Here is a 16,216-nt window from a genome sequence, read left to right as displayed (position 1 = left end):
AATTATCCTTTGATTGCGCCCGTGATCACGCCCTTGATAAAGTACCTTTGCAGGATGATAAACAGGGTGATGATTGGTGCTATAGCGATCAGCGAGGCAGCAAAAACCAGACCCCAGTCTGAGTAAAACACTCCGTGAAATGCCGCGATGCCCACCGGCAAGGTCCGTTTGTTGGGGTCATTTAGGACGGTGAGTGCCCAGACGTACTCATCCCACGCGCCCAGGGATGAGAAGATAGCCGCCGTCGCCAGCGCGGGTTTGGAAAGCGGCAACATAATCCGCCAATAGATATCCCAGGATGAGGCACCATCGATTCGTGCTGCCTCTTCCAGCTCTCGAGGCACTTGCTCGAGGAAGCCTCTCAGCAAGAAAGTGTTCAAGGGCAGATTCTGCGCAACATAGACTAACACCAACCCGGGCAAACTGTTTAGCAAGTTCAAACGGCTAGCGAGCATGAACTGAGGGACTATCAGGGTCATGGCAGGCATCATCATGAAAATCATTATGCTGTAGTAGAGCGGCTGCTTGAATACAAACTGGAAGCGAGCAAATGCAAATGCCATCATCGATGAAAACAGAACCACCAGCAATGTGGTACTGAGCGTAACTAAGAGGCTGTTAAGAAAATACTGGTCAAACCTTTTCGATGTCCAGGCAGCCACGAAATTGTGCAATGTGGGTTCAGTGGGCATGAGTCGAGGCGGGTATTCAAAGGTGTAGACCGCGCCCTTCAACGAAGTGGAAATCATATAGAGAAAGGGAAATACAGTTGCTATCGCGCCGATGATCAGCACCGTGTAGAGTAGCATATTAGTCACAAGCTTCCCCCACGAACGGCTCACGATGAAAACTCCTTTCTAACCGATTGCGAAGCCTTGTGCTCAGTACATGGGTTCTGATTTCAAAAGGCGCAATTGCACTTGGCTGATGAGGAAGACGAGGCCGATCAGTACGTAGGAAATCGCCGCGGCATAACCAAATTCTCGGTCCCTGAAGGCACGTTCATACATATAACTCAGCAGAACTTCGGTGCGGTGCAAAGGTCCGCCTCCGGTGATCAATGCCACTTGGATATAAGCCTGGAATGCGCCGATCGTGAGCATAATCATAACGAGGATCATTGTTGGAACAAGCAGTGGCAGCGTGATATGACGAATGATCTGCCAGCCACTTGCCCCATCAATTGAGGCCGCGTCATGATATTCCTCGGGTATAGATTGCAGCGCCGCCAGAAATATAACCATAGTCCAACCGACACCCTTCCAGATGCCCAAGCAATATATTGCTACAAATGCCGTCTTAGGCTCGTTCAACCACGGAATATGTGTGGATAATACATGCAAGATATCCACCAGAAAATAGTTGACCAGGCCAGATGGGCTAGCATTGAATAGGTACTTGAAAAGAAGTGAAACCACCACCCAGGATGTAACGACTGGTAGATAATAAACCGTGCGGAAAAACACACGCCCCCTGCTCACATGATCCAAGATAAGAGCCACCAGCAAGCCGAACAGCAATTGACCAGAGACGGTCACGGCAGCATACATGACGGTGTTTTTTAGCGACAACCAAAAGAGGGGATCGTGTATAGTCCGGACATAATTGTTCAGACCAACGAATTCGCTGACCTGTCCAGGCACTATATTCCAGTCAAAGAAACTGATCTGAAGGGCTCTTACCATAGGGTAGATAATCCACGTGCCAAGAAATAATAGCCCAGGCAACAGGAAAAGGTATGGTACTAGGCTGTTCCGTATGATCTTGAGATTCACAGCGGGCTCCTAGTAGAAAGTCAAGGTCGGACCGAGTGGGTCCGACCTTGACAAACGACCTACTGCCCCAATAGGGCATCAATCTGGGCTGCTGCCTCGTCAAGTGCCTCTTGGGGTGTTTTCTCCCCGCGCAAGATCAACTGCCCGGCATTAGTGACGATCTCGTCCATCTTTGACCAGGCTGGGTGCGCCGTACGTGCTTTGGAGGTCTTCAGTTGCTCGAGGAAAATGGGGTAGTAAGGATGGTTCTTCATGTAGTCTGATTCGATCAGGTCCATCCGGACCGGGATTTGCCCCACTTCGGCCATCTTGAGCTGATATTCCGGCGACAGAGCGAAGCGGATGAATTCCATCGCCTCTTGCGGGTGCTTTGACTGCTTGAAGAGAACGATGTCTTCACCTCCCACCACATTGATGGACCCACCATCGCCTGCCGGGAAGAGACTGGCATGCAGTTTTTTGTTAGGGAACTGTGCCTCAAAGATAGGATACATCCAAGGACCGTTGTCCAGGCTGGCATACAGGTCTTGGGCAAAGCCGGTCCAGGGGTCAATGCCGCTACCAAGTATAACCGGAGCGAAACAACCGTCCTTGTACATCTTCAGCCAGAATTCATAAGCGGCGACGGTCTTCGGGCCATTCAGATAGCCGCTCGCCCTCGTAACATCTGGATCGGTGATATCGCCCCCAAAACTCCAGATCCAAGGTAGCATTACCCAGGCCCAAGTTCCATCAGCTGCAAATAGGTATGCGTTAGGATTGGCCTTCTTGATGGCCTCGCACTGGGCTACCAAGTCATCCATCGTCTTAGGCGGTTCGGTGATCCCTGCCGCATCGTACATCTCCTTGTTGTATAACCAGACTTTGGTATTTGTGTCCAGCGGTAGACCGTAATAGTGACCTTTCCAATAGTTGGTGCTTAATGGACCCGGAAACATTATCTTCTTATACTGGTCGAAGTCGGGCATCGCCTCGTCAAGCGCCACCAGTGCACCCATATCGGCCAGCTCCGGCACCCAGATGATGTCCGATCGGATCAGGTCCGGGGCAACGCCACCCGCAATTGCCGCAAACAGTTTGCGGCGGAAGTCCTCCCATGGCACTACAAGGGACTCCACTTTGATGTTCGGATGCTCGGCCTCAAACATCGGGATCAAGGTCTCAACTAGCATCTTATTTTCTGGTGACACTTCGTTGTAAGTATGCCAAAAGGTAATGGTCACTGGTCCCGCTGGCGCTGGCGTCGGTGTCACCACGACCGTTTCCTTGATCACCACCGGAGTGGGGCTCGGTCCTGCTGTCGGCGTGGCCGCGGGGGCGCATGCTGTGATAACCATGCACATCATAATCAGGGTGCCGATGATGGTCAAACTTGTCTTTTTCATCTCTTTTCTTTTCCTCCTTTTGACCTGAGATAAAAGGGAACGGAACCTCCTCGTTGCCAGACGCAAAAGATGCACTACAGGTTATAATGGGTCATAGGCACCTCCTTGTTGCTTGAACCGTTGCAACACGTCGAATTACAAGAAACCGCCACATTTATGACGCTTGTAAATGAACCGTTTCAATTCAACGCCCTTAAAAAACCGCACAACCAGATCATTACTCCTTCACAACTTGCTTTAGAGGGCCTGTGGAGTTTCGGACGACCAGGCGCGGCTCCACGATGATGTGCTGTTCTACCTCCTTACCGGCGATGATATCTAGTAGCATCTGAGCCACAATGGAGCCAATGCGTCGAAAGGGTTGTGACACCGTGGTCAGTGAAGGGTACCAGTGCGCTGCTAAGCGGATGTCATCGAATCCTACGATGGAAACGTCTTGCCCGGCTATGAGGCCGCGCATTTGTAAGGCACGCATAGCACCGAATGCGCACAGGTCGTTGGCAGCAATCACCGCTGTCGGGGGATGCGGCAAATCCAGTAACAAGTGCATGGCCACTTGTCCCGATTTCTCTGAGAACCCGCCCTCAACCACCAGTTCATCATCAATAGGCAGGTTATGTTCCGCCATAGCGCTGCAAAAGCCTTCCCACCGATGTACAGCACACATCAATCCATTCGGTGGCGCGATGTAACCAATCCGCCGGTGACCCAATTGGGCTAAATGCTTTACTGCCTCGGCAATACCTTTGGCACCATCCACATCCACATAGGCGTGGTTCATATTAACCTGGGAACGACCAAAGGAAACAAACGGGAACTGCTGCTTACTCAAAAACTCGATCCGCGCATCCAACGCCCGGGTGCCCATCAGGATCAACCCATCGACTTGCCTCTCGCCTACCAATCGCTCGTAGATGGACAGTTCCGCGGCCTGCGAGGTTGCCGCATAAAGTAGCACGCCGTAGTCCTGCTCCGCCGCAGTGGTATTCACGGCCGCCAGGAACTCCAGAAAGGCATTATCGCTGGGCTCCAGGCTACGGTTCTCTTCCGGGGAGATAAGGGGCACCAAGCCAACGCGACGGGTCTGATTGGATTTGAGGCTACGGGCTGCGGCATGGGGGTAATAGCCCAATTCCTGAATCGCCCGACGAATGCTCTCGCGAGTTTCCTCGCTTACCAAGTCCGGATTGTTCAAGTAGTTGGAGACGGAGCCGATAGAGACACCGGCCCGCCGTGCAATATCGCGAATAGTTGCCATTGTCTATTAACCAGCCGCCTCTGAACCGTTTCAATCTCAAAAATATTCTATCACAAAATTGATTGCTTGTCAAATCTCGCGAGGAGGTTTTATGGGGCTGTTCAAAACCGCGGTCGGCACTATCTCGCAGGATGTGAACAGCAGGAGTGTCTCATAACAGAAAAGGCGATCTGCCCGTGTTTGACAAACCCGCGTTGATGTGATAATAAATGAAAAATTGCTCATATATTCACAGGAGGCCCTATGCCCTACCGCAATGAGGATCGCTGCGAGGTTGTGGTCATCCATAAAGATAGAGTGCAGGCTGCCGAAGCACAGATGGTGGATGGCCTCACTGCAACCAGACTGGCCGAGACGTTCAAAGCGCTGAGCGATCCGGCGCGCGTGCGTATTATCTCCGCCCTCGCGGTTGGGGAACTCTGCGTGTGCGACATTGCCGCGGCAGTGGGCGCCAGCCAGTCGGCAGTATCACATCAGTTGCGCCTTTTGCGCCAGTTGCGCCTGCTAAAACGCCGGAAGGAGGGGCGCATGGCCTATTATTCGCTGGACGACGCGCACGTGGAGATACTTTTCCGCCAAGGATTGGATCATGTGGCCCATGGCTAAGAAGGATCCCAATAAAACGAAATCTGGACGACCCGGCCAGCTCGAGATGCTACGCGTCGGCGGGATGGATTGCGCTGATTGTGCCAAGACCATAGAGCAAGCCGTCACCCAACTGGACGGTGTCCAAAAAGCACAGGTAAACTTCGCGGCGGGCACGTTGCAGGTAGAATACGATGCCGAAGTTGTCCCGCGGGATTCCATCATCCAGCGAATCCATGAACTCGGCTACCGCGTGGAAGCAGATGAGTCGTTCCCATGGAAACCGGGCTATGACAGCCTCTCAGTGAGCCACGGGGTGCCTGCGCAGGAGCGTGCTCCTTCACGCAAGCACTTGGCTGACTTATGGAAGAGACGGCGACGTGACTTCCTAACCGTGATATCAGGTCTACTGGCGCTGACTGGTTGGGCGCTGGGTCGTTCCGGCCTGCCGGAGATCTCCTCCATCGTTGCCTACTTATTAGCCATGGTAACCGGGGGTTTCTACACCGCACAGGCCGGTTGGGTTGCCTTGCGTACCACGCACCGCCCAGACATGAACACCCTCATGACCATCGCTGCTATAGGAGCCACGCTCATCGGCGAGTGGACCGAAGGAGCTGTGGTCATCTTCCTTTTCGCGCTGGGCAACGCACTGGAGGCTTACACAATGGACCGCGCTCGCAGCACCATCCGCTCTCTAATGGACCTGAGCCCGCGAACAGCCACACTCATCCGAAATGACCACACGGAGACCGTACCTGTCGAGGCGCTCCGCGTCGGCGACCGCATCCTGGTACGGCCCGGCGAGAGAATCCCGATGGACGGCGAAATCATTGAGGGCCGATCGGCAGTCAATCAGGCACACATTACTGGTGAGTCTGTGCCTGTGGATGTGGAACAGGGACACGGGGTATTTGCGGGGAGTGTGAACGGTCAAGGCGCGTTAATCATTCGCGTGACGCGGCTCAGCAAGGACAACACAATCTCTCGCATCCTGCAAATGGTGAGCGAGGCTCAGGGGAAACGTGCTCCCTCCCAGCGCTTCGTGGATACCTTTGCTGGCTACTATACCCCGATCATCGTGGCTATTGCTGCGGCGGTGGCAGTTCTGCCCCCACTACTTACGGGTGCCGCCCTCAGCGAGTGGTTCTACCGGGCATTGGTGCTCCTGGTCATCGCCTGTCCCTGCGCCTTGGTCATCTCCACCCCGGTGGCCATCGTCTCTGCCATCAGCACAGCAGCACGGCGCGGCGTTTTAGTGAAAGGTGGTATGTATTTAGAAGCGCTCGCGCGCATCAGCGCAGTGGCATTCGATAAGACCGGCACCCTCACCAAGGGCCGGCCTGTGGTCACGGATGTGATCCCCACCAACAATGCCACCGCTGAGGAACTATTGGCCATCGCTGCAGCGCTGGAGCAACACTCCGAACACCCGCTGGCAGCGGCCATTGTGGAGGAGGCAGTGGCGCGGGGGCTTGCTCCCGAGGCGGCGCAGGAATACCAGGCGTTGGCCGGGCGTGGTGGCACGGCGCTGATCGGCGGCGAAATCTGTCTGGTCGGCAGTCACAACTTCTTTGAGGAAAAGGTAGTCCACGAGGAGAGACTGTGCACTTTGGTGGGGCAATTGCACGAGGTGGGGAAGACAGCGGTGATGGTAAGCCGTGGCGAAGAGGTGATCGGCATCATCGGTCTAGCCGACGAGGTGCGCCCTGACAGCCGTACTACTGTGGAAGCGCTGCGGCGGCTCGGCATCCGCCACACGATCATGCTCACTGGTGACAACGAGCGCACGGCGGCGGCCATCGGCCGGGAAGCGGGGGTGGAAGATATACGCGCAAATCTCCTGCCAGAGGACAAGGTGATGGCAGTGGAGCAGCTGTTGGACAAATACGGCAGTGTAGCCATGGTAGGTGATGGCGTGAATGACGCGCCGGCACTGGCCCGGGCCACCGTGGGCATTGCAATGGGCGCTGCCGGGACGGACACTGCCCTGGAGACGGCAGATGTGGCACTCATGGCCGATGACTTGTGTGGGCTGCCTCTGACCATAGGCCTAAGCCGCGCTGTGCTGAACGTTATCCGTCAGAATGTGGCCGTATCGTTGCTCATCAAGGCAGCGTTTCTGGTAGCAGCAGTACTGGGTGTAGCGACAATGTGGATGGCTGTCTTCGCCGATATGGGAACCTCGCTCATGGTGACACTGAACGGGATGCGACTGCTCCGATACAAGCCGCCATGGAGGTCGAGATGCGGAACAGAAGCACCTCCAAAATAAGGGACTTGGTCCCACAGGGATCGCTCACCATCGGGCGTGGTGTTCTTCAGCGAAGCCGATGACGTCACGGATGCGCAATTCCTCACCCTCATCGGTACGTAGGGTGCCACTGTAGCGGCCGAACATCTGGTGAACCTCGCTGTACAATAGAAGGAGGTTGCTCTTCGCCACGCGCTCTTTGAAAGGCACGAATTCCAGACTCAACCGCCCGTCTGGGGAGTGCATCCTCCAGGGTCGCATAAAGTTGTGAGAATCGTAGTCGAATGCAACTTCCTCCAGTTTGTGAATGCGACCATTTAGCACGAGGGCGTTCTCCGTCGCAGCGCTGGTGTCGCCAAAGCCATAACCCATGTTCAATCCCAGCGTACGGCCGTCGTCTAGAAAAGCGGAGGCGCTAGCCCACACCCAGAAACTCTGATACTCCCAGACTCCGCGACCCCAGTCCATATTGCCCAAGGCTTTATCAGGTTGTAAGTCGAAACGACGCTGACCATACCGAATCCATCCTTCAGTAGGCAGGCAGTTGATTTTCCGGTTGTAGTAAAAGCGCTGGCCCCGCATGGGAATGACGATGACCAAGGATTCGTGTTCTTGGGGACAGTGCAGCGTCAGGTCAGCGGCGATACCCTGGCCGCGATGGAAGGCAGGCCAGTCCACCTGCACGCAGCGCTTCCCCTTTTCCAGCCGAAAGGCAACGCGGACCCGACCGTTGTCAAAGAAACTGTCGCCGCTGTCGCTATTACGGGCCAAGTGGATTCCGCGCCCCAAGGGCACCATCAGGGTCTCCTCCACCAAGTCGCCGCTGGCAAAATCTAACACGTAAACAAAGACCAAGCCCAAGTAGCCCACATGAGAGAGGGTAGCGGAGAAGAAAAAGTCCGGCGTGGTCACCCCGTAATAGTCCCACCTTTTAATGCGCAGGGTCTGCAACGAACGCCAGCGATAAAAATATGCATTCTCAAGGTTGCAATCCAAGTACGGCTGTCGGGCCCATCCCACCTGCACCAAGGCCCCACTCTGGTCAAGCAAGGGGGATGGGGTTGTGATTTCTCTCTGCATGGTCTGTCCTCCAAGATTACCTGGCGTCAGAACAACGCGAATCCGATAGAACCAAGGTCTGGCATCCAGAGGTATTGGGAGCGCAGTAGTGCCTTCCTACTCAACCAAGCATCTTCCGCATAGTTTGAATGGTGTCGGCCTCCTCTGGCCTCTTGTCCGGGCGGAAACGGGTGATGCGAGCGAAGCGCAGGGCCACACCCGATTTGTACTGCGGGCTACGTTGGATATTGTTGAACGCTACCTCCACCACCACCTCGGGCCGCACGTAGACCGTGTATCGCCCACGTCCTGTCTCAAGACTCAGCAGTCTTTTGGTCATCTGCTGGAATTCGGCGTCGGTCAGGCCTTTGAAGGTCTTGCCCACCTCCAGGAATTCGCCCGTGTTCTCATCGCGGGCTGCCAGATGGTAGTTGGATAGCCAACCATGCCGCCGCCCGTAGCCCCAATCGGCGGCCACGATGACCAGGTCGAGTGTGACTGCGGGCTTGATCTTCAGCCAATGCCGCCCGCGCACACCTGGCGTGTATGGGCTGTCCAGGGCTTTGGCCATCAGTCCTTCCTGCCCCGCCGCCCGCGCCTGCTGGAGAAAGGCCTCGCCCTCCGCTATGCTCTGAGGCACGATGCGCCTCACCAACGCCAAAGGGCCATGCACTCGCTCCAGTGCCGCCCAGCGCTCCGTGTTGGGCCGGTCGAGAAGTGATTTGCCATCCAGGTAGAGCAGATCAAAGAGGTGTAATTGCAACGGCACTTCTTCGCGGGCCCGGTCAATCTCGTGCACGCGCCCTATCCTCTGCATCAGGTCCTGGAAGGGCAATACGCGCCCTCTATGGTCCACCGCGATTACCTCACCCTCCGCGATAACCTGGTGGCCGGCGAAACCGCGTCGCACCCAATCCACAATCTCGGGCAGGCTCGCCGTTACATCGGAAAGATGTCGCGAGAAAAGCCAAACCCGGTCACCCGCGACGTGAATCTGCAGCCGTGCTCCATCCAACTTGTATTCCAAAGCCAATTCCCCGCCCAACATCTCGAAAGCGGAAGGTATGTCGTCGGCGGTCTGGGCCAGCATAGGCTTGATGGGTCGTCCAACACCTGCCGAAAGGCGTGCCAACCCATCTGTCCCGTCGCGCAATGCAATCTCTGCCACGCGCCCCACGTCACCGACCAGCATGTTGGCCCGCCGGATCTCACTAGCCGGGACGCCTGCGGCTAACGCAATGCCATCCATCAAGATACCCTCACTGACCCCATGACGCATTTCCTTGACCACGACCTTGACGATATACTTGGCCTCTACTGGCGAAGCGCGTTCGAGCAAGGCGCGCAGGAGTGCATCCTTGACTGCCCGCGAGCCGGGGCCAGTGGTCGCGGCTATTTCCTCGCAGGCGCGATACACGTCCATGAGAGTCAGGGGTGATCCCTGTGGCCCGAGGCGATGCCCGTGCTCAAACATGCCCTGCACGGCCTCGCCGAAATCTACTGCGCCGGCCAGCGCTGCCCGACGTTCGCCCTCAGATAATGTAATCACCTGGCGGAGGACGCGATCCACGGCGCTACCGCTCACGTTCAGCACGCGGTCATCAGACTCGGGGAAGACGCGGCCAATGATGAGCCGTGCGGCGGTAGAGATCTCTTCCGGTGCGAGCCCACGAAGGTAATCGGCTATCAATTGCGCCATACGTTTGCGAGAGTGGGTGGCGCTAAGGGCTTCTCCCAACCGTGCGAATGTGACAAATGAGGACATATCCTGATTCACCGGCGTCTGTAAATGCGTACCCCATCCTGGTCGTACACCCGATCCATAAGGGTGTCAAACCGGGCCAGCATAGACTCAGACACTTGATAGCGCTCCCGCTCCACTGGCCCCACGTACACGTACTGCACGTTATATGTGTCAAGCAATTCGCGAAGCCGTTCCATACTGTTGGTGGTATAAAGTTCACGCACTTCAGCCTCGCGTTTCCCCACATCCACGCTCGTGCCCCGCCATTGCCGCTCGTGGTTGGCCCAACCGAGAATAGTGGGAATGCCCGTCCAAGCCGAGACGCGATTGTGTCCCGCATTGTAGGCGTCACCGGAGGCCTCGGCGATAACGGTGACGCCGCCGCCCACCTCCTTCTCCAGCCAGCGGATGGCAGCCCACTGGGCCGGGTCTGTTTTGGCCACGTAGGCCGCGCCATCCAGGCTCGGTGGGCTGCGGAAACCACCGGCTTTGGCGTAGGCTCCAGCAACAGGGTAATATAGGGTACACAGGAACAACATCACGAAGGCCATCGCCCAGATAAATCGCCCCAGGGCGTTTGACTTTCGCCCGCGCTCCAGTGCCCGACCTGCCAGCAGATAGTACACGGCAAAGGCGGCGGCGATGGCGAAGAGCACCCAGCCCTGGTAATAAAACTTGAACACGGTGTTCATGCGGGCATCGAAGTCATCCTTGATGTACACAAACTCCATGAAATACGTTACCAATATGCCCACTGCAGCCAACAGGCAGGCGTAGGTGTGACTGAGTGACTGATTTTTCACTCCGGCCCACCACCATGCCAGCATCGCCACCAACCCTAGGAAAAGTGCCAACAGTGGCACGAGTGGCGTTCCCAGGAGGGCGTAGCGCGCTGCCTGGGCTGCGGGTTCTGTACCGCGAGGGAGTACCACGCTCAGCACTACTCCGGCCAATAGTGCCAGCATTAGGATGGTAGCCCAGTTGCTCACGAACCAGGCTAATACATCCTGGCGCTTTTCCTCTAGCCGGAGTACATCAACGAGACGTACGGCAGCGTAACTCACCAGTACATAGAGCGGGAAGCCGAAGATGAGCAGATACTGGTGCAATGGAGTTTTGGCGTAAAAGACGGCTTTTGGCCCACCTGCCTGTGAGCGGAAGCCCACATAGAAAGGTATGTAGAGTAACACACTCCACAGAGCCAGCCAGGCTGCGAAGCCAAGTACGTCAGCCACCAGTGCCAGGCCGCGTGCCCCTGCCGTGCGATAGCGCCCCAGGGCATAGGCAGCGGTAACCACCAGCGCATAGGTTGGGAAATCCCAACTATTCAGGAAGAAGAGCGCCCCTATTATCAATGGCAACAAATGTTCCAGTGGCGGTGCTGAGAAATGACCCAAGAACAGGGCCCCTGGCGCGCTCTCAGGCCGTTCGGACTCTGAGGCCTGACGCAATACGTGGAGTGCTACAGCCAGCGCCAGCATGGCGAAGGGCAGCGCCATCACGTGAGGGTGCGAATCGCCCAAGATGAAACTGAAAGCGGGGAACTCGGTGATGACTTCGGGCAACTTGCCGACCGTGTTGATATCCTGGATAATACGGGTGGCCCGCCACCACCACCAATCGAAGCCAGGGAACCATTGGCCACTGGGCACGGCCTCTGCCAGGCCAGGCACGTCCAGCCACTTCCAGAAACCCGGTGAGCCCCAACCCTGCGCGCGCAGGTATTCAAAGAAGCCCTCCAGATTGCCGACCACCACCGTCATCACCCCACCCAGGATGCCGAACCCAAGCGGTAGCCGTTCATCTGCACGGGCATTATCATGTTGATGCCAGGCCACCAGGTCGTAGACCAGTCCAAACGCACCCACTACGGCCAAGGAGAAAATGGAGCCCAGGGAAAGGTTATAGCCCACACCAGAGGCCACACCGGTCAGTTTGATGAGCATCGCCGCGATCAAGTAACCAAAGTAATAGTAACTGATGGCATAGCCGCTCATCCACTGGTCGTTAGGTGGGAAGCGCGGGCTACGGAGGATGGCATTGATGAAGCCGAAATCCATGGGTTGCTCAGTGTGATGGATGTTCGGGTCGTGAGCGCGAAAGTAGAGATAGGCCAGGAAGGCAACAGCGAAGAGCGTCTCGGTAACCGCGATAAGCGCCCGCTTCTCCTGCCAGAGTTGCGCCCAGCCTACGCCGCTGCGCCGCGCCAAATAGGATGAAGCGACGGTTAGCGCACCTACCAGAATGAGAATGGTGCCACGATGGTTAGCCAGGACCCCGAGACTACCGCCCATCCAGAAGGCATAGCCTATAGTAAGCAACCCGAGGGCGCGGGCATAGACATAGCCACGACTGGGGAGGCGACGGAATAGCAGTGCCGCAAGAGGGACCGCTGCCAAGCCTACCATCGTGATCGCCAACCACCAGACTATGATATCCAACATGCTCACCTCTGCTTTTCCGCCTGACTGCGGTACACCCGGGTGTAGTTCACGTAGTGTTCGGCCCGCGTCCTAACCCATTCTATCTCCTGGGCAGTCAATGCCCGCACCACCTTGCCTGGCACGCCCATCACCAGTGACCCTCCTGGCACCATCATCCCCGGCGTCACCACCGCTCCCGCTCCGATGATACAATCGTCGCCAATCACGGCGCCATCCAGCACGGTAGCCCGCATACCAACCAGCACATTGTTCCCCACGGTTGCGGCGTGCACGATAGCGCCGTGGCCTAACGTGACACCTTCGCCTAATGTGACGCCGGCCGATGGGTCCACGTGGAGGATACAACCGTCTTGCACATTGGACCGAGCCCCTACGATGATGGGTGCCGAGTCGCCACGCAGCACTGCGCCGTACCACACACTGGCCTCTGGACCTATCGTTATATCGCCGATCAGTACAGCCGTCGGCGCAATGTAGGCTGTTGGATGGATGCGCACGAGTTCCGTTGAGATGTTCAACTGCATGTGCAGACCTTCCTGGAGAGATACCACTATTATATTATGCTCCAGCCGAAGCGACAAGAGGCGCGGGGATAGCACCGAAATCTGAGCGCGGAATGCGTACGCTTGACCAAGGCAACCTGGCACATTATAATCCGAGTGCATTGCCCGATAATGGCCATGTGAAGATCCTGGAACCTTTGCCAGGTCGTGGATTCGTCGTCTGCAGGCAGCAAGTGAAAGCAGCACTGTGAGTTCCGAAGCAAGGGTGAAAATAATCTTAGTTGCCCTCGTCCTGGCCCTGGCAGTGATAGTAGCCCTGAGCGCTGCGCCCGCCTTGGCTGGCCAGTCGGGGGAGCAATCTCCAGATTGCGATCGGCGCATCGCCGTCTGGAGACGGCTCCCACTGGGAGTAGGGACGGAGGGAGAACATGAACCCTGAAGCACGAGCGAAAATGGCTCTGGTTGCACTCATCGTAGTACTGGCAGCAATCGCTACCCTGAGCGCTGCGCCCGCTTCTGCTGGGACGAACCCTGTCTGCGCCAATACCCGCCACCGAATAGAATTCGGTGGCTACGCCTGCGAAGTCCCTGCGGGACTTCGTGACCGTAGCCCGGAAATTTCATTTCCGGGCGGGGCTGCGAAATCGTAGAAATGGCGAACGGAGGAAAAACATGAACTGCGAACCGAGGGTGAAGATTCTGGTGGCCCTCATCCTAACTCTCGTAGCGACGGCCGCCTCGGGCACTCTGCCCACCCTGGCTGGCCAGTCGGGGGAGCAATCTCCAGATTGCGACCAGAGTATCGCCGTCTGGAGACGGCTCCCACTTGTGAATACCCGCCACCGAATGGAATTCGACGGTTACGCCCGGGATGTAGGGGCGACCGGCCGGCTGCCCCTACTGGAGATCGCATTTCCAGGCGCGGTGGGTAGTGAAATCCCGGCCCACGCCGGTCGCCAGTGGATGAATCCACCGGCTGGTCTTGTCCAGTCCCGCTGGGACTGGGCCGCGATAGGCCGCCAAACCAGTTTGCAAGCGTTCCCGCCCACCCAGATTGCCCCGACCGGATACATCTCTTACACCATCCGCCTCGAAGACATCGTCTCCCAAAGCGAAATCCTCGCCAGCCCCTACTACGCCGAGAAAATCAACTCCGTCTATTGGACGCGGCCCTTCTATCAGACGGAGCGGCAAAGACAAAGGGTAACCGATGAGTACGTTTTCCAGGAGAGTATTTGGCGAATCCTGGTTCGGAATGATCCGACTTTGGCTTCTATCACCGACGCTAACCAGCGACGGCTGGAGGTGCTCAGAGTGGCGGCGATGAACCCCGCCCTGGCGGAGAGGATGCCGGGGTTTAGAAATGAAACGCTTCCGGACCAGGGCCTTTGGCGGCAGATTGTGGTGGAGTGGCTGGGGAGGATTCAGGAGGACCACCCTCATGCTTTCCGATACTGGCTGGACCGGTGCTTGGAGGGAGCAAAGACGGATTCGAGGATTGTGGGGACGGTCATCCACCTTCCCACCCCCGAACGGCCAACCGCGGAAGCGCCGGAACTTTCCGAGTGGGGATTGAAATGGGATGCTGGCCGAAAAGCCTATGTCACCCTGGACAACCGCTACGGCCTGCCCGCCGGCAGCGAGGCCGGGATTTATGCCAAAGAAAAATACTTTGTCAATGGCGAGGAACGATGGGGGTGGATTGGACTTAAGCCAAAGGTAATCGCAAAGCTCCAAGAAGACGCGAGACAGAGGGGAGAATTTAAGATTCCCCTAATGTTTGACCCGAGAGGAATGGTAGTGCAGATTGAGGAAGAACAGAGTCCTTATGGTGATCCTACGCTAAAATTTATTGGGTTAAAAGGCTTAAATTCCGGAACTGTTTTTAGATCTCCAGTAGTGGGAACTGTCTTTTTTATCCGCGAGGCCTTTGTACCTGACAAGACGAAATTCAATATGGCTGTAGTTGCTGATAGTACTGGAGAAATACTCTATTGTTTCTTTTTACCGAACAACATGGAGGTTTTAATTCCCGACCTGACATATGGAGAAAAAAAGGGAGTTTTTATTGGAGAGGCCATTTTTAAGTTAAAAAACGAGAAAATAATTACTAATTGGTTTCCTGGGGAAATTCAGGTAGCAATACCTAGCGAAGACGGAAAGAACATCCTAGATTTTAATGCGGATGATATCTTGAATCAGCGGGGGGATCTTGTTTTCACTCTCCCTTGACAATAATTCCCTAATCTTCTATTCTTAATTTATGATGGAAACTGCCCAGGATTCTAAACTCCCCAAAATTGCTCTTCTCGTTCTGATTTCTTCGATAATTGTTCTCATCGGGTTCAATTTTGCCCTCTCTCGCTACGGAGCCTTTTGGCAGAAACCCCAGCCAAAGATTTCTCCATCTCCCCCAGAACTTTCCAAAGAAGATTTCATTATCGGTTGTCCAGTGCCTCAAGATTACTGTCAGTCTGGAAAAGAAGTTTATTGGGAAGGTAAATTGGTAGGATTAGAATTTATCTTGCCCGAAGGAACACCCTTGCTGGCAGCATTCACCGGTGAGCCAAACCGAGGAGCAGGGAAAAGCGAAGACGGAACGCCTTTCGAAGCAATTTCTTTGACCAGTCGGGAGGGGTACAAAGCCGTTTATTTTTTCCAAGGAGAAACAGAAACCCTGCCGTTTGCGGTAAGGAAGGGTGAAGTTCTTACTCGGGTAAGCGGCGAGTCGATTTCTTCTACCAGAGAAGTAAATTTTTATTTTAGCGTAGAAAAGAATGGAGAATCCTTACCAATTACTAGTAATAGTTTTCAATGATGACTAAACGAGCCTGTCAGATTTTCTTTTTCCTTCTGTTGATAACGGGCTTCCTCTTCTTGCCCAAAAGGGTCTTAGCCCAAGCCACTTGCACATCCAATGGGGTGGAAATGTCAGATTGCGCGGCTAACGGTGTGCCTTTAGAAAACAAATGTTGCCAACCTGGTGACCCTTGTTCTGTTTGGACGTTTAAGTATGCTTATGACTGCGAACTATGCTACCAGGCAACCTCATATTATTATCAATATGTTTACCGATATCATGAATGTGATGCTTCGGATCGGTGTGAGGGGGCGACGGGTGGAGGGAATACAGGGTATGCGGCTAATGGCCACGTGGTGCCGGGGATTTGTGATGCCTCCAAATATAATGGCACTGACCGGAATACCGC

The 16,216-nt window shown here is 55.6% G+C and carries 15 protein-coding genes; 6 read left to right on the top strand and 9 right to left on the bottom strand.

Annotation, left to right across the window (positions count from 1 at the left end; all coding sequences use genetic code 11):
• Positions 1–2: 2 nt before the first annotated feature.
• From H5T64_11170 to H5T64_11155, 4 genes are all read right to left on the bottom strand, one after another.
• Positions 3–809, bottom strand: coding sequence for a carbohydrate ABC transporter permease (locus H5T64_11170; protein ID MBC7264898.1), 807 nt, complete (start codon positions 807–809; stop codon positions 3–5).
• 72 nt (positions 810–881) lie between these two features.
• Positions 882–1,685 carry a sugar ABC transporter permease gene (locus H5T64_11165; protein MBC7264897.1) on the bottom strand — a complete coding sequence of 268 codons (804 nt, stop codon included), beginning with the start codon at positions 1,683–1,685 and terminating at the stop codon, positions 882–884.
• Between the two features lie 149 nt (positions 1,686–1,834).
• Positions 1,835–3,160 carry an extracellular solute-binding protein gene (locus H5T64_11160; protein MBC7264896.1) on the bottom strand — a complete coding sequence of 442 codons (1,326 nt, stop codon included), beginning with the start codon at positions 3,158–3,160 and terminating at the stop codon, positions 1,835–1,837.
• Positions 3,161–3,377: 217 nt separating this feature from the next.
• On the bottom strand, positions 3,378–4,418 hold the full coding sequence (locus H5T64_11155) for a LacI family DNA-binding transcriptional regulator (GenBank protein MBC7264895.1): 1,041 nt from the start codon (positions 4,416–4,418) through the stop codon (positions 3,378–3,380).
• Positions 4,419–4,661: 243 nt separating this feature from the next.
• On the opposite strand from H5T64_11155, the gene H5T64_11150 reads away from it, so the two are divergent.
• On the top strand, positions 4,662–5,024 hold the full coding sequence (locus H5T64_11150; protein ID MBC7264894.1) for a helix-turn-helix transcriptional regulator: 363 nt from the start codon (positions 4,662–4,664) through the stop codon (positions 5,022–5,024).
• Positions 5,025–5,088: 64 nt separating this feature from the next.
• Positions 5,089–7,278 carry a cadmium-translocating P-type ATPase gene (cadA, locus tag H5T64_11145; GenBank protein MBC7264893.1) on the top strand — a complete coding sequence of 730 codons (2,190 nt, stop codon included), beginning with the start codon at positions 5,089–5,091 and terminating at the stop codon, positions 7,276–7,278.
• A gap of 24 nt (positions 7,279–7,302) precedes the next feature.
• Here cadA and H5T64_11140 read toward each other — a convergent pair whose 3' ends face one another.
• The 4 genes from H5T64_11140 to H5T64_11125 form a co-directional block, all read right to left on the bottom strand.
• Positions 7,303–8,337, bottom strand: coding sequence for a DUF2804 domain-containing protein (locus tag H5T64_11140; GenBank protein ID MBC7264892.1), 1,035 nt, complete (start codon positions 8,335–8,337; stop codon positions 7,303–7,305).
• Positions 8,338–8,437: 100 nt separating this feature from the next.
• A complete protein-coding gene (locus H5T64_11135) occupies positions 8,438–10,081 on the bottom strand; it encodes an ATP-dependent DNA ligase (GenBank protein MBC7264891.1) in 1,644 nt (547 codons plus the stop codon).
• A gap of 8 nt (positions 10,082–10,089) precedes the next feature.
• Positions 10,090–12,504, bottom strand: a complete 2,415-nt coding sequence (locus H5T64_11130) for a hypothetical protein (GenBank protein ID MBC7264890.1) — start codon at positions 12,502–12,504, stop codon at positions 10,090–10,092.
• A 2-nt stretch (positions 12,505–12,506) separates the two neighbouring features.
• Entirely contained in the window at positions 12,507–13,028 is a 522-nt protein-coding gene (locus H5T64_11125) for a gamma carbonic anhydrase family protein (protein MBC7264889.1), read from the bottom strand.
• A 244-nt stretch (positions 13,029–13,272) separates the two neighbouring features.
• Here H5T64_11125 and H5T64_11120 point away from each other — a divergent pair, with 244 nt between their 5' ends.
• Both H5T64_11120 and H5T64_11115 read left to right on the top strand, forming a co-directional pair.
• Positions 13,273–13,446 (top strand): hypothetical protein, encoded by a 174-nt coding sequence (locus H5T64_11120; protein MBC7264888.1) that lies wholly within the window; start codon positions 13,273–13,275, stop codon positions 13,444–13,446.
• Positions 13,436–13,657 (top strand): hypothetical protein, encoded by a 222-nt coding sequence (locus tag H5T64_11115; GenBank protein ID MBC7264887.1) that lies wholly within the window; start codon positions 13,436–13,438, stop codon positions 13,655–13,657. The genes H5T64_11120 and H5T64_11115 overlap by 11 nt, the downstream gene beginning before the upstream one ends.
• 247 nt (positions 13,658–13,904) lie before the next feature.
• Here the strand turns inward: H5T64_11115 and H5T64_11110 are convergent, their stop codons facing one another.
• Positions 13,905–14,207 (bottom strand): hypothetical protein, encoded by a 303-nt coding sequence (locus H5T64_11110; protein MBC7264886.1) that lies wholly within the window; start codon positions 14,205–14,207, stop codon positions 13,905–13,907.
• Between the two features lie 114 nt (positions 14,208–14,321).
• Between H5T64_11110 and H5T64_11105 the strand changes: the two genes are divergently transcribed.
• Positions 14,322–15,239 (top strand): hypothetical protein, encoded by a 918-nt coding sequence (locus H5T64_11105; protein MBC7264885.1) that lies wholly within the window; start codon positions 14,322–14,324, stop codon positions 15,237–15,239.
• Positions 15,240–15,270: 31 nt separating this feature from the next.
• Positions 15,271–15,825: a hypothetical protein gene (locus H5T64_11100; GenBank protein MBC7264884.1), complete on the top strand. Its 555-nt coding sequence runs from the start codon at positions 15,271–15,273 to the stop codon at positions 15,823–15,825.
• Positions 15,826–16,216 lie beyond the last annotated feature (391 nt).

It is taken from the genome of Chloroflexota bacterium (assembly GCA_014360825.1).
GTDB lineage: Bacteria > Chloroflexota > Anaerolineae > UBA2200 > JACIWT01 > JACIWT01.
The sequence above is the reverse complement of the archived record's forward strand: the minus strand, read 5'-3'. Positions and strand labels throughout refer to the sequence as shown.

What these genes read in the sequence shown, in the direction of transcription:
- H5T64_11135 (MBC7264891.1), bottom strand. Translation starts at nt 10,081, where the DNA reads ATGTCCTCATTTGTCACATTCGCACGGTTGGGAGAAGCCCTTAGCGCC.
- H5T64_11115 (MBC7264887.1), top strand. Translation starts at nt 13,436, where the DNA reads ATGAACCCTGAAGCACGAGCGAAAATGGCTCTGGTTGCACTCATCGTA.
- cadA (MBC7264893.1), top strand. Translation starts at nt 5,089, where the DNA reads ATGGATTGCGCTGATTGTGCCAAGACCATAGAGCAAGCCGTCACCCAA.
- H5T64_11155 (MBC7264895.1), bottom strand. Translation starts at nt 4,418, where the DNA reads ATGGCAACTATTCGCGATATTGCACGGCGGGCCGGTGTCTCTATCGGC.
- H5T64_11130 (MBC7264890.1), bottom strand. Translation starts at nt 12,504, where the DNA reads ATGTTGGATATCATAGTCTGGTGGTTGGCGATCACGATGGTAGGCTTG.
- H5T64_11100 (MBC7264884.1), top strand. Translation starts at nt 15,271, where the DNA reads ATGATGGAAACTGCCCAGGATTCTAAACTCCCCAAAATTGCTCTTCTC.
- H5T64_11140 (MBC7264892.1), bottom strand. Translation starts at nt 8,337, where the DNA reads ATGCAGAGAGAAATCACAACCCCATCCCCCTTGCTTGACCAGAGTGGG.
- H5T64_11170 (MBC7264898.1), bottom strand. Translation starts at nt 809, where the DNA reads ATGCTACTCTACACGGTGCTGATCATCGGCGCGATAGCAACTGTATTT.
- H5T64_11165 (MBC7264897.1), bottom strand. Translation starts at nt 1,685, where the DNA reads ATGGTAAGAGCCCTTCAGATCAGTTTCTTTGACTGGAATATAGTGCCT.
- H5T64_11125 (MBC7264889.1), bottom strand. Translation starts at nt 13,028, where the DNA reads ATGCAGTTGAACATCTCAACGGAACTCGTGCGCATCCATCCAACAGCC.
- H5T64_11150 (MBC7264894.1), top strand. Translation starts at nt 4,662, where the DNA reads ATGCCCTACCGCAATGAGGATCGCTGCGAGGTTGTGGTCATCCATAAA.
- H5T64_11160 (MBC7264896.1), bottom strand. Translation starts at nt 3,160, where the DNA reads ATGAAAAAGACAAGTTTGACCATCATCGGCACCCTGATTATGATGTGC.